The 19,928-nt window shown below is 65.4% G+C and carries 23 protein-coding genes; 16 read left to right on the top strand and 7 right to left on the bottom strand.

What is annotated here, in order from left to right:
• Positions 1–62: 62 nt before the first annotated feature.
• Positions 63–1,004: a dihydrodipicolinate synthase family protein gene (locus AC0L3J_RS00605; RefSeq protein ID WP_473345499.1), complete on the top strand. Its 942-nt coding sequence runs from the start codon at positions 63–65 to the stop codon at positions 1,002–1,004.
• A gap of 203 nt (positions 1,005–1,207) precedes the next feature.
• Here AC0L3J_RS00605 and AC0L3J_RS00600 read toward each other — a convergent pair whose 3' ends face one another.
• Genes AC0L3J_RS00600 through AC0L3J_RS00590 form a run of 3 tightly spaced genes read right to left on the bottom strand, consistent with a single transcriptional unit; the run spans position 1,208 to position 3,786 of the window.
• The gene (locus AC0L3J_RS00600) at positions 1,208–1,906 is read right to left on the bottom strand and encodes a DUF1045 domain-containing protein (RefSeq protein WP_473345498.1); all 699 of its coding nucleotides are present in this window, start codon (positions 1,904–1,906) and stop codon (positions 1,208–1,210) included.
• An 18-nt stretch (positions 1,907–1,924) separates the two neighbouring features.
• A complete protein-coding gene (locus AC0L3J_RS00595) occupies positions 1,925–3,118 on the bottom strand; it encodes an alpha-D-ribose 1-methylphosphonate 5-triphosphate diphosphatase (RefSeq protein WP_473345497.1) in 1,194 nt (397 codons plus the stop codon).
• On the bottom strand, positions 3,115–3,786 hold the full coding sequence (locus AC0L3J_RS00590; protein WP_473295193.1) for a transferase hexapeptide repeat family protein: 672 nt from the start codon (positions 3,784–3,786) through the stop codon (positions 3,115–3,117). The genes AC0L3J_RS00595 and AC0L3J_RS00590 overlap by 4 nt, the downstream gene beginning before the upstream one ends.
• 183 nt (positions 3,787–3,969) lie before the next feature.
• On the opposite strand from AC0L3J_RS00590, the gene phnC reads away from it, so the two are divergent.
• From phnC to phnE (AC0L3J_RS00570), 4 genes are all read left to right on the top strand, one after another.
• Entirely contained in the window at positions 3,970–4,779 is an 810-nt protein-coding gene (phnC, locus tag AC0L3J_RS00585) for a phosphonate ABC transporter ATP-binding protein (RefSeq protein WP_473295194.1), read from the top strand.
• Between the two features lie 63 nt (positions 4,780–4,842).
• Positions 4,843–5,778, top strand: a complete 936-nt coding sequence (gene phnD, locus AC0L3J_RS00580) for a phosphonate ABC transporter substrate-binding protein (protein ID WP_473295195.1) — start codon at positions 4,843–4,845, stop codon at positions 5,776–5,778.
• Positions 5,779–5,854: 76 nt separating this feature from the next.
• Positions 5,855–6,739, top strand: coding sequence for a phosphonate ABC transporter, permease protein PhnE (phnE, locus tag AC0L3J_RS00575; protein WP_473345496.1), 885 nt, complete (start codon positions 5,855–5,857; stop codon positions 6,737–6,739).
• Positions 6,736–7,584 (top strand): phosphonate ABC transporter, permease protein PhnE, encoded by an 849-nt coding sequence (gene phnE, locus AC0L3J_RS00570; RefSeq protein ID WP_473345495.1) that lies wholly within the window; start codon positions 6,736–6,738, stop codon positions 7,582–7,584. Before phnE (AC0L3J_RS00575) ends, phnE (AC0L3J_RS00570) begins: the two co-directional genes overlap by 4 nt.
• A gap of 141 nt (positions 7,585–7,725) precedes the next feature.
• Here the strand turns inward: phnE (AC0L3J_RS00570) and phnF are convergent, their stop codons facing one another.
• Complete coding sequence (phnF, locus tag AC0L3J_RS00565; protein WP_473295198.1) at positions 7,726–8,454, bottom strand: phosphonate metabolism transcriptional regulator PhnF; 729 nt, start codon at positions 8,452–8,454, stop codon at positions 7,726–7,728.
• 119 nt (positions 8,455–8,573) lie between these two features.
• On the opposite strand from phnF, the gene phnG reads away from it, so the two are divergent.
• From phnG to AC0L3J_RS00510, 11 genes are all read left to right on the top strand, one after another.
• A complete protein-coding gene (gene phnG / locus AC0L3J_RS00560; RefSeq protein ID WP_473345494.1) occupies positions 8,574–9,038 on the top strand; it encodes a phosphonate C-P lyase system protein PhnG in 465 nt (154 codons plus the stop codon).
• Between the two features lie 3 nt (positions 9,039–9,041).
• Positions 9,042–9,650 carry a phosphonate C-P lyase system protein PhnH gene (gene phnH, locus AC0L3J_RS00555; protein WP_473295200.1) on the top strand — a complete coding sequence of 203 codons (609 nt, stop codon included), beginning with the start codon at positions 9,042–9,044 and terminating at the stop codon, positions 9,648–9,650.
• Between the two features lie 2 nt (positions 9,651–9,652).
• Complete coding sequence (locus tag AC0L3J_RS00550) at positions 9,653–10,756, top strand: carbon-phosphorus lyase complex subunit (RefSeq protein WP_473345493.1); 1,104 nt, start codon at positions 9,653–9,655, stop codon at positions 10,754–10,756.
• A complete protein-coding gene (locus AC0L3J_RS00545) occupies positions 10,753–11,649 on the top strand; it encodes an alpha-D-ribose 1-methylphosphonate 5-phosphate C-P-lyase PhnJ (RefSeq protein WP_247285659.1) in 897 nt (298 codons plus the stop codon). The genes AC0L3J_RS00550 and AC0L3J_RS00545 overlap by 4 nt, the downstream gene beginning before the upstream one ends.
• Positions 11,642–12,439, top strand: coding sequence for a phosphonate C-P lyase system protein PhnK (phnK, locus tag AC0L3J_RS00540; protein ID WP_275174028.1), 798 nt, complete (start codon positions 11,642–11,644; stop codon positions 12,437–12,439). Before AC0L3J_RS00545 ends, phnK begins: the two co-directional genes overlap by 8 nt.
• A gap of 22 nt (positions 12,440–12,461) precedes the next feature.
• Positions 12,462–13,160 (top strand): phosphonate C-P lyase system protein PhnL, encoded by a 699-nt coding sequence (gene phnL / locus AC0L3J_RS00535; protein ID WP_473345492.1) that lies wholly within the window; start codon positions 12,462–12,464, stop codon positions 13,158–13,160.
• An 11-nt stretch (positions 13,161–13,171) separates the two neighbouring features.
• Entirely contained in the window at positions 13,172–14,329 is a 1,158-nt protein-coding gene (locus AC0L3J_RS00530) for an alpha-D-ribose 1-methylphosphonate 5-triphosphate diphosphatase (protein WP_473345491.1), read from the top strand.
• Positions 14,326–14,922 (top strand): phosphonate metabolism protein/1,5-bisphosphokinase (PRPP-forming) PhnN, encoded by a 597-nt coding sequence (gene phnN / locus AC0L3J_RS00525; RefSeq protein WP_473345490.1) that lies wholly within the window; start codon positions 14,326–14,328, stop codon positions 14,920–14,922. The genes AC0L3J_RS00530 and phnN overlap by 4 nt, the downstream gene beginning before the upstream one ends.
• A 22-nt stretch (positions 14,923–14,944) precedes the next feature.
• Positions 14,945–15,556 carry a pyridoxamine 5'-phosphate oxidase family protein gene (locus tag AC0L3J_RS00520; protein WP_473345489.1) on the top strand — a complete coding sequence of 204 codons (612 nt, stop codon included), beginning with the start codon at positions 14,945–14,947 and terminating at the stop codon, positions 15,554–15,556.
• Positions 15,557–16,045: 489 nt separating this feature from the next.
• Complete coding sequence (locus AC0L3J_RS00515) at positions 16,046–16,267, top strand: hypothetical protein (protein ID WP_456767361.1); 222 nt, start codon at positions 16,046–16,048, stop codon at positions 16,265–16,267.
• Positions 16,268–16,288: 21 nt separating this feature from the next.
• Positions 16,289–17,242, top strand: a complete 954-nt coding sequence (locus AC0L3J_RS00510; protein ID WP_473345488.1) for an aliphatic sulfonate ABC transporter substrate-binding protein — start codon at positions 16,289–16,291, stop codon at positions 17,240–17,242.
• Positions 17,243–17,254: 12 nt separating this feature from the next.
• Here the strand turns inward: AC0L3J_RS00510 and AC0L3J_RS00505 are convergent, their stop codons facing one another.
• From AC0L3J_RS00505 to AC0L3J_RS00495, 3 genes are all read right to left on the bottom strand, one after another.
• The gene (locus AC0L3J_RS00505; RefSeq protein ID WP_473345487.1) at positions 17,255–17,758 is read right to left on the bottom strand and encodes a DUF6496 domain-containing protein; all 504 of its coding nucleotides are present in this window, start codon (positions 17,756–17,758) and stop codon (positions 17,255–17,257) included.
• 69 nt (positions 17,759–17,827) lie between these two features.
• Complete coding sequence (locus tag AC0L3J_RS00500) at positions 17,828–18,610, bottom strand: alpha/beta fold hydrolase (RefSeq protein ID WP_473345486.1); 783 nt, start codon at positions 18,608–18,610, stop codon at positions 17,828–17,830.
• A 4-nt stretch (positions 18,611–18,614) separates the two neighbouring features.
• A complete protein-coding gene (locus AC0L3J_RS00495) occupies positions 18,615–19,910 on the bottom strand; it encodes an O-acetylhomoserine aminocarboxypropyltransferase (protein ID WP_473345485.1) in 1,296 nt (431 codons plus the stop codon).
• Between the last annotated feature and the right edge of the window lie 18 nt (positions 19,911–19,928).

Genomic DNA, 19,928 nt, shown 5'->3' with positions numbered 1-19,928 from the left:
ACATCTGTGACGCTGCGCGAGCGTCGCGGCAGATGTAAGAGATATCAGGGATGGAGAGTTCGATGCCGGTCACGCCCCAACACAAGGCCCAGCGCCCCTATCGCGGCGTGTTCCCGGTCGCACCCACCATCTTCGACGAGCGCGGCGAGCTCGACCTCGACGGACAGCGCCGCTGCATCGATTTCATGATCGACGCAGGCTCGAACGGTCTGTGCATTCTCGCCAATTTTTCCGAGCAGTTCGTGCTCACCGATGCCGAGCGCGAGACCGTGATGCATGCGGTGCTGGAGCACGTCGCGGGCCGGGTTCCCGTGATCGTCACGACCACTCATTTCAGCTCCGCCGTCTGCGCCGCGCGCAGCCAGCAGGCCGAGGCGGCCGGTGCCGCCATGGTCATGGTCATGCCGCCCTATCACGGCGCAACCTTCCGCGTGCCTGAGAAAGGCGTCGTCGAATTCTTCAAGGTGCTGTCGGGCGCAATCAAGATTCCGATCATGATCCAGGACGCGCCTGTCGCCGGCACGCCGCTGTCAGTCGAGCTGCTCGCGCGGCTGGCGCGCGACTTCTCCAACATCCGCTATTTCAAGATCGAGGTGCCGGGCGCGGCTGCAAAGCTGCGCAGCCTGATCGAGGCGGGCGGCAGCGATATCGAGGGTCCCTGGGACGGCGAGGAGGCGATCACGCTGCTCGCCGATCTCGATGCCGGCGCCACCGGCGCGATGACCGGCGGCGGCTATCCCGACGGCATCCGCCAGATCGTCGATCCCTATTTCGCCGGCAAGCGTGAAGAGGCCAAAGCCGCCTATGAACGCTGGCTGCCGCTGATCAACTACGAAAACCGCCAATGCGGCCTGATCGCCTGCAAGGCGATGATGCAGGCCGGCGGCGTGATCAAGTCGGACACGGTGCGGCATCCGCTGCAGCCGCTGCACCCGGCGACGCGGGCCGGGCTGCTGGAGTTGGCGAAGGAGCGCGATGCGCTGGCGTTGCGGTGGGGGAAGTAGGGCAACGCTGCTCGGCGGTTGCTATTTAACTCCGCCGTCGTCCTGGACAAGCGCAGCGAAGCGGAGCGCAGATCCAGGACCCATTACCCCAGGATGTCGTTTGGCGGATACTCGGGGCTACGGGCTCGTACCACGATAGCTCCCTGGGGTAATGGGTCCTGGCTTTCGCCAGGACGACACCGGGAATGGTGCAGCGGTGTCGCCTATCTCGCCAGCACCCACTCGCCCACAATGCGGAACCTTGCCCCCCCATCGTCCTGCTTGAACAACGCAATGCGATCGATGGCCAGCGTCTCAAGCCCGAGCGCAGCAAACCGCGCGCGCAGCATCTCCAGAATCGGCCCGCGACGCTCCGCGTCCAGCCGACCCGTCAGCGTCATGTGGAAGCGGAATTCCTCCATCACGTAAGGGTAGCCCCAGCGATCGAGATAGTCGCGCTGCCGCTCGCTGAGCTTCTCGGGCCTGCGTCGCGCGCGATCTTCCGCCGTCAGGGCGGTGCGAAAGCCATCGAACGCGCGGACACAATCGGCGGCGAGCTCTTGGAGCGCATCGGCCGGCTCAGCCGGAACGACCGCGATGAAGCCGCTGATGGCATCGACGACCGGGCTGATCACCGGGATCGTCCGCGCCTCGCCGGCGAAGGCCGCGCAGGCCGCCAAGAGCTCCGCCTCTGTCTTGCCAGGCGCGAGCGCCATCGGCGCCTTCAGTGTGCCGTGAAAACCGTATTTGCGGGGATCGGCGGTGATGTCGCGCCAGTCGGGCGCGAGACGCGCTGCCTCGGCGGGAAAGGGCAGCTCGTTGCCGGTATAGGCATCGTAGCCGAGCAACTCCGCGCCGAAGTGGGAGAGGGCGCTGTCGCTGCCTGCAGCAAAATAGATCGCGTAACGGGGGAAACTTGTCATCGTCCGAGCATAACGGGTTTATGCCGCGGCGACAGCTTCGCGCGGGGTAGCTGCCATGCCAAGCAACCGTGTCGCGTCGGTGAGATGCACGAGCTTGCCGCCCGATATCACGGCGATCAGCCGCGGCCGCAGCGGCATGCTGTCGTCGACCAGCAGAATGTCCGCGCGCCGGCCTTCCGCGAGCACGCCGCGATCGGCAAGGCCGGTCGCGCGCGCGGGCGCGGCGGAGACCAGATTCCAGGCTTCGGTCAGCGGCAGCACGCGATCGGCGGCGAGGCGGAACGCAGCGAGCAGCTGCGCGGGATAGTAGTAGTCCGAGGCCAGCACCGAGCAGAGCCCCTTGGCGATCATGTCGGATGCCTTGGTCCAGCCGGTGTGGCTGCCGCCGCGCACGACGTTCGGCGCGCCGTAGACGATGGCGTCACCATGGCTTGCCGCCGCCCGCGCCGTCTCCTCGTTGATCGGAAACTCTGCGATCGCCACGCCCATGGCGCGAAAGCCCTCGCGCATCACCGGCGTCGCATCGTCGTGCGAGAGCATCCGCACGTCGGCGGCGCGGGCCGTCGCGGCCAGCCGCGACACCGAAGCCGGCACTTCACCGGCGCGGGAGAGCACACGCCCGACCAGCCGGTCGAAATCTTCGCTCGACAGGCCGGTGCGCTCCACCATGCGGTTGCGCTTGCGGGGCTTGGCCATGTCCCCCACCGTGCCGTCCATGTGGTCGTTGAAGGCGAACAGGTCGACGCGGCCCTCAGCGAGCCACTGGCTGATCTCGGTTTCGGCATCGAGATTGTAGGTCTCGTGGCGCAGATGAAAGCGGGTGTCGGCCGCGAATTGCGGGCGCAGCCGTTCGATCGCCTCCATCAGGCCGCGCGCATTGTCGGCGCTGCGCAGGCCCGGCTCCCACGAACAGGTCGTGGCGTGAAACACAGTCGTGATGCCGTTGCTGATGGCCTGGCGGTCGCTATCGGCGAGCGCCACGTCGATCGGAAAATCGACTCCGGCGCGCGGCATCATCTGCCGCTCAAAGGCATCGCCATGCAGATCGACGATGCCCGGCAGGACCAGCAGGTTGCGCGCGTCGATCGCAAGCCGCGTCCGGCCGCGAGACGCATCGATCTCTGCGATGTCCGTTCCGGACAGGGCAAGAGAAGTTTCGACGAGCTCGGAGCCGATCAGGGTCCGGCCGCCCTCAAGGAAAATGTCTGTCACGCGACCGCGCTTGATTTGCTGCCATGAGGACTGTTGAGAGAACTTCCTCGTGCTTCATACGTCGAGAGAAAATCTTCAATCCCGAGCTTGCGGAAATCGGGCAATGCTGCACGCAATTTGTCGTGATCCCAATCCCACCAGGCGAGGCTGGCGAGCCGTCCGGCGACGTCTTCCGAGAACCGCCGCCGCACGATGCGCGCCGGATTGCCGGCGACGATGGTGTAGGCCGGCACGTCCTTGGTGACGATGGCGCCGGCCGCGATCACCGCGCCGGTGCCGATGTTGCGACCCGGCAGCACGATGGCGCCATGGCCGATCCAGACGTCATGGCCGATATGGACGTGATGCTGGCGCCGCCAGTCGAAGAATTCCGTGTCGTCGCTCTCGCCTTCGAAGTAGGCGCTCGAGCGATAGGTGAAGTGCGCCTGCGTGGCGCGGTGCATCGGGTGATTGCCCGGATTGATCCGTGTCATCGCCGCGATCGAGCAGAATTTTCCGATCGTGGTGTAGGTGATCTGGGCGTCGTTCACGACATAGGAGTAATCGCCCATCGTCACCTCGTGCAGCATCGTGCGGGCGCCGACCTCCGTGTAGGCCCCAAGCCTGGTGTCGTGCAGCTTCGCCGAGGGATCGATGGTCGGCTGGACCGAAAGAGTCTTGGCGGCCATGTTGCATCCGAACGAGAGGGCGGGCGTTTCTCTTCGAGTGGCTTGATGACAATGTCATGACGACACGATGACAGGGGATGAACTGGGGATGACGTGTGTAGGATCGCCGCACCGCAACGTCCGTGTCACACAAGTGTCAAGCGCCGGCGTTAGCGGTGGGTCCCAGCTACTCTGGAGCCCTGCATGCTGGTGGTTGATGGTCTGACGTGTCGCTTCGGCGTGAAAGCCGCGGTGGACGATGCCTCGTTTCAAGTCTCTCCCGGCGGCTTCGTCGGCGTGATCGGACGGTCCGGAGCCGGCAAGTCGACCCTGCTGCGGACCATCAACCGTCTCGCGACCCCTTCGCAGGGCCGCATCCTGTTCGACGGCCTCGACGTCACCGCGCTGCGCGGCAAGGAGCTGCGGCAGTGGCGGGCGCGCTCGGCGATGATCTTTCAGCAGTTCAATCTGGTCGGCCGGCTCGATGTTCTCACCAACGTTCTGATGGGACGGCTCGCGACGATGCCGGCCTGGCGCTCGTTGTCGCAGACCTGGCCCGAGCAGGACAAGGCGCTGGCGATGTCCGCGCTCGAACAGTTCGATATCGCCCCGCTCGCAGCCCAGCGCGCCGATCAGCTCTCCGGCGGCCAGCAGCAGCGCGTCGCGATCGCCCGCGCGCTGGTGCAGCAGCCCGACATCATCCTCGCCGACGAGCCGATCGCCTCGCTCGATCCCCGCAACACCAAGATCGTGATGGATGCGCTTTTGCGCATCAACAAGCATTTCGGCATCACCGTGCTCTGCAATCTGCATTCGCTCGACCTGGCGCGCAGCTATTGCGACCGCCTGATCGGTATGGCGCAGGGGCGCGTGGTGTTCGACGGCGCGCCGGCCGAGTTGACCGAGCACGTTGCGCGCGAGCTCTACGATCTCGAAGCCGCCGATGTCATGGGCGGCACGCCTGCACCGGTGCGACAAGGCATTCCGGCGCTTGGAACGGCGGCCGCCGCCTGAGCGGCGCCGCATCAGGACTCACCAGTTTTGCGTCAACCGACCTCAACCAATGAAGAGGCTATCATGATTACTCGCAGATTGATTCTTGCCGGCGCCGCCGCGCTCGCGTTCACGGCTTCAGCTTCCGCCGAGGACTGGAAAGCCAAATATCCCGAACTGACCTTCGCGGTCATTCCGGCGGAAAACGCCTCGGGCGTCACCGAGCGCTGGGCGCCGTTCATGAACTATCTCTCCAAGGAATTGGGCGTGAAGGTCACGCTGCGCATCGCCAACGACTACGCGGCCGTGATCGAAGGCCAGCGTGCCGGCAACATTCATATCGCGAGCTATGGTTCGGCCTCGTTCGCCCGCGCCCGCCTGACCGGCGTCAAGACCGACGCCTTCGCCAACGACATCAACTCCGACGGCTCCACCGGTTACTACTCCGTGTTCTTCGTCAAGGCGAACAGCGCCTACAAGAGCATCGACCAGCTCAAGGGCAAGAACCTCGGCCTGGTCGACCCGAACTCCACCTCCGGCAACAACGTGCCGCGCTTCGAGCTCGACAAGATGGGCATCACGGATGCCGACTCCTATTTCAGCAAGGTCGTCTTCACCGGCAGCCATGAGAACGCAATCCTGGCGCTGGCGCAGGGCACGGTCGACGTCGCCGCCAACCAGTGGACCAGCGACGACGATTCAACCCTGGCGCAGATGCTGACCAAGGGCATGCTGAAGAATGCCGACGGCTCGGCGATGAAGAAGGACGATTTCCGCATCATCCACAAGTCGGCGCCGATCATCAACGGCCCCTACGCGTACAATTCCGATCTGCCGGAAGAGGCCAAGGCCGCGATCGCGAAGGCGTTCTTCGACGCGCCGGCCAAGGACAAGGCTGCGTTCGATCGCCTCCAGGACGGCCAGAAGAAGGGTTTTCATCCCGCGACCACCAAGGATTGGGATGGCACGATCGAGCTGATCAAGTTCGTCGATGCGCTGCGTAAGAAGAAGGCGTCCTGAGTTTCGGGACGATGCCACTGGAGCCGGGTCGATGGACCCGGCTCTTTCTCTTTAATCGACCACCTTTCCTGATCAGATGACCGTCGCGGTTTCGATCCTCCCGGAGCAGCAGCTCGCCGTGCTCAACGCCGCCTATCGCCAGGCGGTCGCGCGCAAGCGGCTCCGACTCCTGTTTGGAGCCGTGATCTTCGCCGCAGCACTGCTTCTGGCGGCGATCGGCGCCGAAGTGAATCTGCGCACGCTGTTCACCCATTACGGCAACTTCATCAGCTATTTCGACCGCATCCTCACACTCGACAGCGGACAGCGGGTCTGGACCGATGTAGGCGAATGGCTCTGGGGCTGGCGCAAATGGCTGAAGATGTTGGGCGAGACCCTGCTGATCTCCTATGTCGGCACGCTGATCGGCGCGACTTTTGCATTCTGCCTGAACTTCTTCGCGGCGGAGAATACCTCGCCCGCGCCCTGGCTGCGCTTCGTGGTGCGGCGCCTGCTCGAATTCGCCCGCACGGTGCCCGGCATCGTGTTTGCGCTGATCTTCGTGATCGCCTTCGGGCTCGGACCGATGGCGGGCGTGCTGGCGATTGCGATTCACTCCACCGGCGCGCTCGGAAAGCTGTTCTCCGAGATCGTCGAGAACGCCGACATGAAGCCGGTCGAAGGCATCCGCTCGACCGGCGCGAGCTGGCTCGCTTGCATGCGCTTCGCTATCCTGCCGCAGGTCACCGCGGGTTATGCCAGCTACGCGCTGCTGCGCTTCGAGATCAATGTCCGGGAGGCCTCCGTGATGGGCTTCGTCGGCGCCGGCGGCATCGGCCAGGAGCTCGTCGTCGCCATCCGCAAGTTCTATTACTCCGACGTCAGCGCGATCCTGCTCACCATCATCGTCACGGTCTTCATCATTGACATCAGCACCGGCTGGCTGCGCGGCCGTCTGTTCGGCAAGGAGGCGCGGACGTGACGGGACCGCGGGAGATCGACACCGCCGCGCTTCGCGCGCGCTACCCTGATGTGTTCGACCGGCCGGCCTCGGCCCGGCTCGCGATGCCGGCGATGATCGTCGCGGCGTTCGCGATCCTGGTCTATGGCCTGGTCGATCTCGATTTCTCGCCCTCGCGCTTCGTCGCCGGCCTCAGCCAGCTCGGCTGGATCAGCCTGATGATGATCCCGCCGGATCCCGGCTCGTCGCTGCCGATCTATCTGAAGGCGCTGGGCGAGACGCTGTCGATCGCGCTGCTCGGCACGACGCTGGCCGCACTGTTCGCGCTGCCGGTCAGTCTTCTTGCCGCACGTAACGTCGTGCCGTCAAAGCTGCTGCGCTTCCCTGTCCGCCGCTTTCTCGATTCGATCCGCGGCGTCGACACGCTGATCTGGGCGCTGGTGTGGATCAACGTGGTCGGGCTTGGCCCGTTTGCCGGCGTGCTCGCCATTGCCGTGTCCGATTTCGGCGCGTTTGGAAAACTGTTCTCGGAGGCGATCGAGGGCGCCGACCAGAAGCAGGTCGAAGGCATCCGCGCCTCCGGCGGCAGTGCGCTGCACGAGATCCGCTTCGGTCTGCTACCGCAGGTCCTGCCCGTGATCGCCGGCCAAGTGCTCTATTTCATCGAGTCGAACACGCGCTCGGCCACCATCATCGGCATCGTCGGCGCCGGCGGCATCGGGCTCCAGCTCGCCGAGCAGATCCGCGTGCTGGAATGGCAGAAGGTGTCGTTCCTGATCCTGATGATCCTGGTCGCTGTCGCCGCGATTGATTTCGTTTCGGGAAAACTCCGCTTCGCCATTATCGGCCGAAGGGCGGTGGCGTAGGTCTTCGTCTCTCCCCGCTTGCGGGGAGAGGCCGAGCAGCGCGGCGGGTGAGGGGGACTCTCCGAGTCGGTCTCTTACGGTGATTGTGGAGGCAGCCCCTCTCCCCGTAAGAACGGGGCGAGGGAGAACAAGCAGCCCACCCTACGACTCCACCAGAAACTCCACCCGCTCCGCGGCAAACCGCGAATGCTTGGTCACCAGCGGTTTGCCGTCGAGATCGTGGTCGGTGGCATCGACCACCAGGATCGGTCGTCCCAGCGCCAGATCGAGCCGTGCGGCGTCGGTGGCGTCGACGATGCCGGCGGTGATCCGGGTCGCGCCGCGGCGATAGTCGCGGACGCCGTAATGTTCGAGCAGTTTCGTCATCGAGCGGGTCGCGGCAAAGACGTCGCCCGCACCCGGGAACAGCTGCGCCGACAGCCACGTCGTGGAGACGCAGATCGGCGTGCGGTCGGCGAGGCGCATCGCCTCGATCCGGACCAATGGTGCGCCGGCCTTGAGACCGAGCTCCCGCGCGAGTTCGCGGGTCGCGACATCATCGGACGCTTCGATCAAGCGGCCATGCGGTTCGCGGCCGTCCGCGCCGACGATCTCGGAGAAACGGGTCCGCGAGCGCAGTGGATAAGCGAGCTTCTGCGCCTCGACATAGGTTCCGCTGCCGCGTTCGGCCCGCACGATGCCGCGCTCGGCAAGCGCGGCCAGCGCGCGTCGCACGGTATGGCGGTTCACGCGATAGGTTTCGGCGATCTCCACCTCGCCCGGCAGCTTGTCGCCCGCCGCAAAGCGGCCGTCGGCGATGCCGCGCTCGATGCCGTCGGCAACGAGGCGCCACAACGCGACGCCGGAAGAGGCTGTGTCCTGCATGCTCATGTGGCCGGGAAGCTACTCCAGAAATCACGCCTTTGTCACGAAACAGTCATGGCGCTCCGGTATCAAGTTGTCTAGTATCATAGACAACTTGGATTCGGCAAGTTCTGCAGAAAGTTTCGGTGGATGTGGTGACCCAGCACAACAATCAGCAAGCCCAGCGCAAGGCCGCAATGGCCGTGCTGGCGCACGCGGAGGCGGGCGAGATCGCCGCTCGCCTCCGCGCTCTAGCCCTACCGGCGCATCAGGATCTGCGCGCGCCGGAAAACGGCCTCGTCATGCTGCGCGGCCGGGTCGGCGGCGACGGCGCGCCGTTCAACCTTGGCGAAGCCACGGTGTCGCGCGCCGCGGTGCGGCTTGCGAGCGGCGAGGTCGGCTTCGGTTACACGCTTGGTCGCGACGGCGAGAAGGCGCGGCTGATCGCGCTGTGCGATGCGCTGGTGCAGTCCAGCGATTTCGGCGCCGCGGTGGAGCGGGACATTATCGCACCGTTGCGTGAGCAGCTGATGATCAGGCGCAAGCAGGCGGCGGCCGAGACCGCCGCGACGAAGGTCGATTTCTACACCATGGTGCGCGGTGAGGGGTAGATCATGACCACGATTGCGGAACTGCCGCCGGGGTTCGCCGACAAGGTGCTGTCGGCGCAATCGACCTTTCGTTCGGTGATGGACGCGATGGCGCGGCCGGGATCGGTCCAGCGCATCGTGCCGACATCAGGCGCGCCTCACACGATGATGCGCGGCACGGCCGCGATCGCGCTGACGCTGTTCGACCACGACACACCGCTCTGGCTCGATGCGCGCATGTCGGAAAGCGCCGAAGTGACAAAATGGTTGAAATTCCACACCGGCGCGCCGGTGGTGCAGGATTCTTCCATCGCAAGCTTCGCCCTGATCAGCGACGGCGGAGCGCTGCCTTCGCTCGAGCGCTTCGCGCTCGGCACCAGCGAATATCCGGATCGGTCCACCACATTGATCCTTCAAGTCGAGAGCCTGGACGGAGGACGCGGCTTCGAGCTGCGCGGTCCCGGCATCGACGGTGTCGCGACGCTCAAGGCCTCGATCAAGCCGTTCGACCTGTTCAATCGCCTGCGCGTCAACGAAACGCTGTTTCCGCGCGGCATCGATGTGGTGCTGGTCGCCGATGACGCCGTGGTTGCGATCCCGCGCACCACGCGTGTCGTGAGCAAGGGAAGCTAGCTATGTATGTCGCAGTCAAGGGCGGCGAACGCGCCATCGAGAACGCCCATCGCCTGCTCGCCAGTGCGCGGCGCGGCGACCAAAGCGTGCCGGAAATCACGCTCGATCAAATCTCCGAGCAGCTCGGCCTCGCCGTGGACCGCGTCATGAGCGAAGGATCGCTCTATGACCGCGAGCTCGCGGCGCTGGCCATCAAGCAGGCGCGCGGCGATCTGATCGAGGCGATCTTTCTGGTCCGCGCCTTCCGCGCCACGCTGCCGCGCTTCGGCGCGAGCGAGCCGGTCGAGACCGGCGCGATGCGGGTGCGGCGGCGGGTGTCCTCGACCTTCAAGGACATTCCCGGCGGCCAGATCCTCGGGCCGACCTTCGACTACACCCATCGCCTGCTCGATCCCTCGCTCGCCGGCGGCTTTGTGCCGGAGCAGCCGGCGACGGCCGAAGCGTCCACGGTGCCAACGCCGCGCGTGACGGATATCCTCGGCCGCGACGGCCTGATCGAATCCTCGCCGCAGGCCCAAGAGGGCGCCAGCGTCGGCGATCTCACCCGCGAGCCGCTGAATTTTCCGGCGGACCGCGATCTGCGCCTGCAGAACCTCGCGCGTGGCGATGAAGGGTTTCTGCTGGCGATGGGCTATTCCACCCAGCGCGGCTATGGCCGTAACCATCCCTTCGCCGGCGAAATCCGCTTCGGCGAGGTCGATGTCGAATTTTCGGCGGAAGACGTCGGCTTCGCCGTTCCGCTCGGCTCGATCGAGCTCACCGAATGTCAGATGGTCAACCAGTTCAAGGGCTCCGCGACCGAAGCGCCGTGCTTCACGCGCGGTTATGGCCTCGCCTTCGGCCAGAGCGAGCGCAAGACCATGTCGATGGCGCTGGTCGACCGCGCGTTGCGTGCGCGCGAGCTCGGCGAAGAGGCACTCGCCCCTGCGCAAGACGAAGAATTCGTGATGTCGCATTCGGACAACGTCCAGGCGACCGGCTTCGTCGAGCATCTGAAGCTGCCGCATTATGTCGACTTCCAGTCCGAGCTCGGCCTGTTGCGCAAGCTGCGCAAGGAATTCACTGAAGCCAATGCGCCTGATGCCATGAAGGAGGCCGCGGAATGAACGCGCCCGCCTACAATTTCGCCTATCTCGACGAACAGACCAAGCGGATGATCCGCCGTGCGATCCTCAAGGCGATTGCGATTCCCGGCTATCAGGTGCCGTTCGCCAGCCGTGAAATGCCGATGCCCTATGGCTGGGGCACCGGCGGCGTCCAGGTCACCGCGGCGATCCTCGGGCCCGAGGACGTGCTGAAGGTGATCGACCAGGGCTCCGACGACACCACCAACGCGATCTCGATCCGAAAATTCTTCGCCAAGACCGCCGGCGTCGCCACGACGACGGCCACAGAAGATGCGACCGTGATCCAGACCCGTCACCGCATTCCCGAGACGTCGCTGCACGCGAATCAGGTGCTGGTCTATCAGGTGCCGATCCCCGAGCCGCTGCGCTTCCTCGAGCCGCGCGAGACCGAGACGCGGCGCATGCATGCGCTCGCCGAATACGGCCTGATGCATGTGAAGCTCTATGAGGACATCGCCCGCTTCGGCCACATCGCGACGGCTTACGCCTACCCGGTGAAGGTCAATGCGCGCTATGTGATGGACCCATCGCCGACGCCGAAATTCGATAATCCCAAGATGGACAATTGCCCGGCGCTGCAATTGTTCGGCGCCGGCCGCGAAAAGCGCATCTACGCGATCCCGCCCTATACGCAAGTCGTGTCGCTCGACTTCGAGGACCATCCCTTCGAGCCGTATCGCTTCAACGCGCCCTGCGCGCTGTGCGCCGCGGAAAATTCCTATCTCGACGAGATCGTCACCGACGACAAGGGCGGACGCATGTTCGTCTGCTCCGACACCGATTATTGCGAGGGCCGCCAGGCCGCCGGCCATCACGGCAGCCTCAGCGCCGCGCCGTACAAGGACAAGGCGCAGGAGGCATCGAATGGCTGATCAAGACATGCTCGAAAACGACGAGCCGCTGCTCGTTGCCGAGTCGCTCAGCAAATCCTATGGCCGCATCGCCGCGTGCCGCGATGTCTCGTTTTCGCTCTATCCCGGCGAGGTGCTGGCGATCGTGGGGGAATCCGGCTCGGGCAAGTCGACGCTGCTGCAGCTCCTGTCGGGTCAGCTCGCGGCCAGCGGCGGCCAGGTGTCCTATCGGATGCGCGACGGCGTCGCCCGCGATCTTGCCACGCTGGGCGAGGCCGAGCGGCGCTTCTTGTTTCGCACCGATTGGGGTTTTGTCCATCAGGATCCCGCGCAGGGGCTGCGCATGGCGGTCTCGGCCGGCGCCAATGTCGGCGAGCGGCTGATGGCGGTGGGTTGGAATCACTACGGCCGCATCCGCGATACCGCGTCGGACTGGCTGACCCGCGTCGAGATCGACATCGCACGCATCGACGATGCGCCGCGGACCTATTCCGGCGGCATGCGCCAGCGGCTCCAGATCGCCCGCAACCTCGTCACCGAGCCGCGGCTGGTGTTCATGGACGAGCCGACCGGCGGCCTCGATGTTTCCGTGCAGGCCCGTCTGCTCGACCTCGTGCGCAGCCTGGTCGCCGAGTTGCATCTCGCGGTCATCATCGTGACCCACGATCTCGCGGTCGCGCGCCTGCTGTCGCATCGGGTCATGGTGATGAAGGGCGGCCGCGTCATCGAGACCGGCCTCACCGACCAGGTGCTCGACGATCCCCGCGAGCCCTACACCCAGCTCCTCGTCTCCTCGATTCTGCCGCCATGAGCCTTCCAGGAAGAATTTTCCAATGACCGCCATGATCGACGTCGCCGACGCCAACAAGACCTTCACGATGCACCTGCAAGGTGGCATCGAATTGCCCGTCGTCAGCGGCGTGACCTTTCACGTCAACCCGGGCGAATGCGTCGTGCTGTCGGGGCCATCAGGCGCCGGAAAATCGTCGATCCTGAAGATGATCTTCGGCAATTATCGCTGCGACTCCGGCCGCATCGGCATTCGCCATCGCGGCGCGCTGGTCGATCTTGCCACCGCCGAGCCGCGGCAGGTCCTCAACATCCGCCGTGCGACTATTGGCTATGTCAGCCAGTTCCTGCGCGCGGTGCCGCGCGTCGCGACTGTCGACGTGGTCGCCGAGCCCCTGATCGTCAACGGGCTGGCGCGAACTGAGGCGCAGCAGCGCGCCGGCGAGTTGTTGCATCGGCTCAACATCCCCGAACGGCTCTGGCAGCTGCCGCCCGCGACCTTTTCCGGCGGCGAGCAGCAGCGCGTCAACATCGCGCGCGGCTTCATCTCGGATCTGCCGATCCTGCTGCTCGACGAACCCACCGCCTCGCTGGATGCCGCCAACCGCGCCGTCGTGGTCGAGCTGGTCGCCGAAAAGAAGCGCCAGGGCGTCGCCATGGTCGCCATTGTCCATGACGACGAAATCCGTCATCAGATTGCCGACCGCATCGTCGACGTTACCAGCTTCGCCGCCGCGGCCTGAAGGAAATGGACATGAACGCCAAGTCAAAGGACATCGTGATCGCCAACGCCAGGATCGTGCTGGCGGACCGGGTGATCGAGCAGGGCTGGCTTGCCCTCGCCGATGGACGCATTGCCGAGATCGGCGAGGGCAGGGCGCCCACGGGGGCAGAGGACGCCGGCGGCGATCTGATCATGCCGGGATTGATCGAGCTCCACACCGATCACCTCGAGGCGCATTACGTGCCACGCCCAAAAGTGTTCTGGAATCCGGTCGCCGCCGTCGTCTCCTACGACGGCCAGCTCGCGACCTCAGGCATCACCACGGTGTTCGACTCGCTCCGGGTCTGGCGCGAGGACGGCGCCGAGGAAGTCGACGGCCGCGCCGGCACGCTCGCCGCCGCGATCACGACCGCGCGCGACGCCGACCTGCTGCGCGCCGATCACTTCCTCCATCTGCGCTGCGAAATCCCGATGCCGAGCGTGGTCGAGGAGGCCAGGGAGCTGATCGACCGTCCCGACGTGCGGCTGATGTCGCTGATGGACCACACCCCCGGCCAGCGCCAGTTCCGCGACGAAGGCAAGCTGCGCGACTATTACCGCGGCAAGGGCGGCGGCAAGACCGACGCCGAGCTCGACCAGCTGTTCGCGAAGCGCTTCGAATATCAGAAGGCCTACGCCGCGACCAACATGCGCGAGATCGTGGCGCTGGCACATCAGTACAAGATCCCGCTGGCGAGCCATGACGATACCACCGAGGAGAACGTCGTGGACGCCGTACGCGATGGGGTTTCGGTCGCGGAATTTCCGACCACGCTGGAGGCCGCGCGCGGCCTGCACGAGGCCGGGATCGACATCCTGATGGGCGCGCCGAACGTCGTGCGCGGCGGCTCGCATTCCGGCAACATCGCCGCGGTCGATCTCGCCCGCGAGGGCCTGCTCGACATCCTGTCCTCGGACTACATTCCCTCGAGCCTTCTGATGGCCGCGCTGCATTTGCCCGAGCATGTGCCCGCCATCAGTCTTGCGGCGGCGATCCGCACGGTGACGAAGGCCCCCGCGGAAGCCGTCGGCCTGTCCGACCGCGGTGAAATTGCGGTCGGCAAGCGTGCCGATCTGATCCGCGTGCATGTTGCGGGCAGCGTCCCTGCGGTCCGCAGCGTCTGGCGCGAAGGGAGCCGCGTCGCATGAGCGAGACCGTCACCGTGGCGGGAGCGCAGACGGGCGCGATCGGGCCCGGGCGGCTCGTGCTCGTGGTCGGTCCCAGCGGCGCCGGCAAGGACACGCTGCTGCGGCTGGCGCGGACGGCGTGCATCGAGGATCAGGACATCGTCTTTCCGCGCCGTGTCGTGACGCGCGAATCCTCGGCCGACGAAGACAATGTCGCGGTGAGCCCTGACGAATTCCGGCGTGCCCGCGAGCATGGCGAATTCGCCGTGCATTGGGAGGCGCATGGGCATTGCTATGCGCTGCCGCGCGACCTCGACGACGATATTCGTGCCGGACGCGCCGTCGTGGCCAATGTTTCGCGCACGGTGATCGGCGCGCTACGCCAGGCCTATGCAAACGTCGTGGTGGTCGTAATCACGGCGCCGCCGGATGTGCTGGCGCAGCGGCTCGCCGCTCGCGCCCGGCACAGTGACGGCAATATCGTGGAACGGCTGACGCGCAGCGTCGACGATGCATCGGCGCAAGCCGATGTCACCATCCTCAACGCGGGCAGCGCGGAGTATCATGGCCGCCAGCTTCTGCGCGTGATCAGGAATCAAGGCTGGCACGAATAGCCCGCGCAACAAGGAGAACGGAATGTCGGTGATCGAAACGGTCGAGCAGCTGGAGGCCATCTACGGCGTCATCAACGACGCCTCGACCGTGAAAGTCGCCGACCACGTCACCCCGCTCTATCGGGTCTTCATCGAAAAGGCGCCGTTCGCCGCGCTCGCCACCGTCGGACCCGAGGGGATCGACTGCTCGCCGCGCGGCGATCTCTCCGGCTTCGTCCGCATTCATGACCCGAAGACGCTGATGCTGCCGGATCGCCGCGGCAACAACCGGGTCGATTCCTTGCGCAACATCGTGCGTGATCCCAGGGTGTCGCTGATGTTCCTGATACCCGGCTCCGGCAACGCGGTCCGCGCCAATGGCCGGGCCCATCTTTCGATCGATCCCGAGCTGCTGGCCTCGTTCAAGGTCGAAGGCAAGGCGCCGCGCAGCGTCATGGTGATGACGGTCGACGAAATCTACTTCCAGTGCGCCCGCGCGATCGTCCGCTCCGATCTCTGGAATCCCGACAAGCGCGTGGACCCCAAGTCGCTGCCGACGCCCGGCCAGATCCTCGCCGAGATGAGCGAGAACAAGGTCGGCGGTGCGGAATACGACCGCGCCTGGCCGGAGCGCGCCGCCGCGACGATGTGGTAGCTCTCTCTTACCCTCTCCCCTTGTGGGAGAGGGTGGCTCGCCGCAACAGCGGCGAGACGGGTGAGGGGTCTCTCTCCGCACGCGACTCTCTTGCTTCAGGATTCGCCGAGGCAACCCCTCATCCGGCGCTTCGCGCCACCTTCTCCCACAAGGGGAGAAGGGAAGAACTTGCCGCCAGTTGAATCCGTCTGCCGTCGCTTCCCTCCGGAGACGTGCCGATGCGCGCCACTGGCAATTATGGATAGCCATTTCATTGACCGATCGCGCTAAACGCTCGATATTCGACGCATCGAAACTGCTCCTCGAGTCAAAGCCGCGATATGAGAACCGATCACCAGCGCAACGGGAACGACATGCTTGCGTGCATGACGTGGCGCTGTTTCTCGGCGGCCACCGGCGCCTGTTGTTGTTGCTGACCGCCGCCTCCTAGCAGCACCTCACCCAGCAATCCCGAGACAGGAACGCCGAGATCCCGGCGAACGAGCAGTCATGTCCCGAATTCAATCGAATGCCTACATCATCGAAATCCACGACCGCGCCGCCGGCATCGTCACGAAGGATACGCGCGGCTTCCGCTTCTTCTCCTCCGAGCGTCTGTTCGACAGCCTCGAAGGTCGCCAGTTCCGCTCGGCGCGCGAGGCGGAGCGCGCCGCCCGCGCCGTATTCTCCGAGCGGAGCCGGCGCGCGAATTCTCCACTGCTTGCCAACTGATTCCACCGAAAGGACCACGTCATGATCAATCGTCGACACATTCTCGCAATGACGGTGCTGCTCGCAACCGCCTTAGCCGCACCGGCGCGCGCGGAGGACAAGCCGGTGGAAATCCGCATCGGTACGCAGAAGGGCGGCTTCTTCCCGGCGGTTCGCCAGCGTCAAACGCTCGAGAGCGCCTTTAAGCCGCTCGGCATCGAGATCAAATGGATCGACTCCCAGTTCGGTCCGCCGTTGCTGGAGGCGATCAATGTCGGCAGTGTCGATTTCGGCTTCGTCGGTGATACGCCGCCGATCTTCGCCCAAGCCGGCGGCGCCAGGATCCGCTACGTCGCAGCGGTGAAGTCGGAAGGCGACACTCAGGCGATCATCGTTCCGAAGGATTCGCCGATCAAATCGCTCGCGGACCTCAAGGGCAAGCGCGTTTCGTTTGCCAAGGGATCGAGTGCGCACAACCTCCTCGTCGCGTCGCTCGAGAAGGCCGGTCTCTCCTGGTCCGACATTACGCCGGCTCCGCTCGCCCCGGCCGATGCGACGGCCGCCTTTGTAAAGGGTTCGGTCGATGCCTGGTCAATCTGGGATCCGTATCTGGCGCTCGCTGAGTTGAAGGAGAGCGCCCGCGTCATCGTCTTCGACAAGGAGGTCCACAAGCCGAACGCTTTCTACATCGCCGGCACGGACTTCGTGGAGAAGTATCCTTCACTGGTGGCAAAACTCAACGCGAGCTTCGCCTCCGAAGGCGTGTGGGCGGAATCTCACCATCAGGAGGTAGCGAAGGCCCAGGCCGAGGCAACCGGCGTCGACATCGAAGCTGTCAGGCGCTTCGTCAACCGCTCCACCTATCGCGTGGTGCCGCTGGATGCAGAGGTTACCAAGAGCCAGCAGGCGGTCGCCGATCATTTTGCAAAACTGGGCCTGATCCCGAAGCCGGTCAACGTGTCCGACATCGTCTGGAAGTGGACGCCGGGTTCCTAAGCAGGACGAGACTCAACTCCGGCGGCGCGCCCTGGTGTGTGCCGCTTTCTTTGCGGCGGCGGAGCGGGCCTTGGCGCCCTTGGTGCGGCTCGCCTTGCGCGCGGTGGCCGAACGTGACGCGGCGGATCGCTGGCTCGCGGCACGCTTGCCCTGTTTCGACAGTGCGCTGCGCGATGCGGTCGAGCGCGGCTCCTTCTTCAAAACCTTTTCGACGGCCCGTGCCACGCGCGGCCGGCGCTTCGGCGTGCGTTTGCCCTGACCGACCTCATAGGCATATTTGGCGCTGCGGCGCGTGGCCTTCTTGACGCGTCCCTTGCGGGGCGGCGGCAGATCGACGCCGGCGCGGCGTGCCTCGGACAGACCGATGGCGATGGCCTGCTTCGTCGAGCGCGCGCCATGCTTGCCCTTGCGGATCTTGTCGATCTGGTCCTTGACGAACTCGCCGGCCTGCGTGGTCGCCGATTTCCCGGCGCGCTTGTCTTGCCTTGCTTTGCGAATGACTTCCTGTCTTGGCATGGGTCCTGTTCCCTCTGGATCTTCACAGGGATATCTGACCGCAACGCGCAAGATGGACGATTGATCCTGTCAGTTCCGTAGCGCAGCCAGCAGTTCATCCGGGCGTTCGGCCATGATCATGTGGCCGGCGCCCGGCACCACGACGGTCTTCGCATGCGGGATTGCCGCCGCGAGTGCCTTGCCGGCCTTCACCGGCGTCATCATGTCCCGCTCGCCGAGGATGAGCGTCGTGGGCACCGTCACGCTCGCGGCTGCTTGAAGCGCATTCGCGTAAGCATTGCAGGCCGATAAATCCCGGAACAGCACGCCCGGCTCGCAGTGTTTCAACACGGCCTGGGCGCCGCCATGCATCCACAGGCCCGGCGCGAGGCTGCCGCCGAGCTCGGCGTTGAAGCCGAGTCCCCAGATCGAGACCATGTCGTTGGCATCCTGCGAATTGGCTTCGGCCGCCTTCAGCAGGTCCGGGCCGACCGTCATGGTCGCGGCCGTGCCGATCAGGCTGAGTGCGGACACCTTGTCGGGATGACGTGCGGCCGTCTCCAGCGAGATCAGCGATCCCATGGAATGGCCGATCAGATGCGCTTTCGTAACTCCGGCCGCATTGAGCAGGGCCGCCGTCCAGTCGGCCATCTCGGCGATGCTGCCGAGCGACGGTCCAGGCGAGCGGCCGTGGCCGGGCATATCAGGCGCCAGCACGCCAAAGCCGTGATGGGCGAACCAGCGCGTATGCAGCGCCCAGGTCGAATGATCGAAGCCTGCGCCATGGAGGAAGACGACCGCGGGCAGGGATCTGTTGAAGTCGCGGCCGCCGGTTGCGACCAGCACCTCGGCGCCGTTGACGGAGAGCTTCATGGTGTCAGACCTTTTGCGAAATGCGCAGCGCTTGGGTGAGATCGTCGATGATGTCGCTTGCGGTCTCGATGCCGACCGAGAGCCGCACCAGCTCCTCGCCGATGCCGGAGGCCTTGAGCTGCTCGGCGTCCATCTGCTGGTGCGTGGTTGACGCCGGGTGGATCACCAGCGTCTTGGCGTCGCCGACATTGGCGAGATGGCTGATCATGCGCAGCGATTCGATGAACTTGCGGCCAGCAGGCCGGCCGCCCTTGATGCCGAAGGAGACGATCGAGCCGGCGCCGCGCGGCAGCAGTGTCTTTGCCAGCTGGTAGTCCGCGTGGTCCTCGAGCGAGGGATGCAGCACCCAATCCACGGCCTTGTTGGCTTTCAGCGCCTCCAGCACGAGGTGCGTGTTCTGGATGTGGCGGTCCATGCGCACGCCGAGCGTCTCCACGCCCTGCAACAACTGGAACGCATTGGTCGGCGATAGACAAGCGCCGAAATCGCGCAGGCCTTCGGTCCGCGCGCGCATGATGAAGGCCGCGGTGCCGAACTGCTCGTCGAAGACAATGCCGTGATAGCCGCCATAGGGCTCGGTCAGTACGCCGAATTTTCCGGATGAACGCCAATCAAACCGGCCGCCGTCGACGATGGCGCCGCCGATCGCAATGCCATGGCCGCCGATCCATTTGGTCGCCGAATGCATGACGATGTCGGCGCCGAGCTCGATCGGCCGGCTGAGATAGGGCGTGGCAAAGGTGTTGTCGATCAGCAGCGGAATCTTTGCGTCATGCGCGATCGCCGCGACCTTCGGAATATCAAGCACCTCGAGCCCGGGATTGCCGATGGTCTCGCCGATCACCAGCTTCGTGTTCGGCGTGATCGCCGCGCGGAAGGCGTCGAGATCGCGCGGTTTCACGAACGTTGTGGTGATGCCGAAGCGCGGCAGCGTGTGCGCCAGGAGGTTGATGGTGCCGCCATAGAGCGAGCTCGACGCGACGATATGGTCGCCGGCGCTCAGAAGCGTCGCGATGGCGAGATGCAGCGCGGCCATGCCGCTCGCGGTGCAGATCGCGCCGACGCCGCCTTCCAGCGCCGCGAGCCGTTCCTCGAGCACGCCGGTGGTCGGATTGGAAATGCGCGTATAGATGTGGCCCGCACGCTCGAGGTTGAACAGCGCGGCGGCGTGGTCGGAATCCTGGAACACGTAGGACGTGGTCTGGTAGATCGGCACCGCGCGGGCGCCGGTCGCGGGATCCGGATGCTGGCCCGCATGCAGGCTCAGGGTCTCGAAGGCGGGCGGTTTCGGCGCGGGCATGCGGGGCCTCGTTGCTCG

It is taken from the genome of Bradyrhizobium sp. Kon37 (assembly GCF_055807535.1).
The sequence above is the reverse complement of the archived record's forward strand: the minus strand, read 5'-3'. Positions and strand labels throughout refer to the sequence as shown.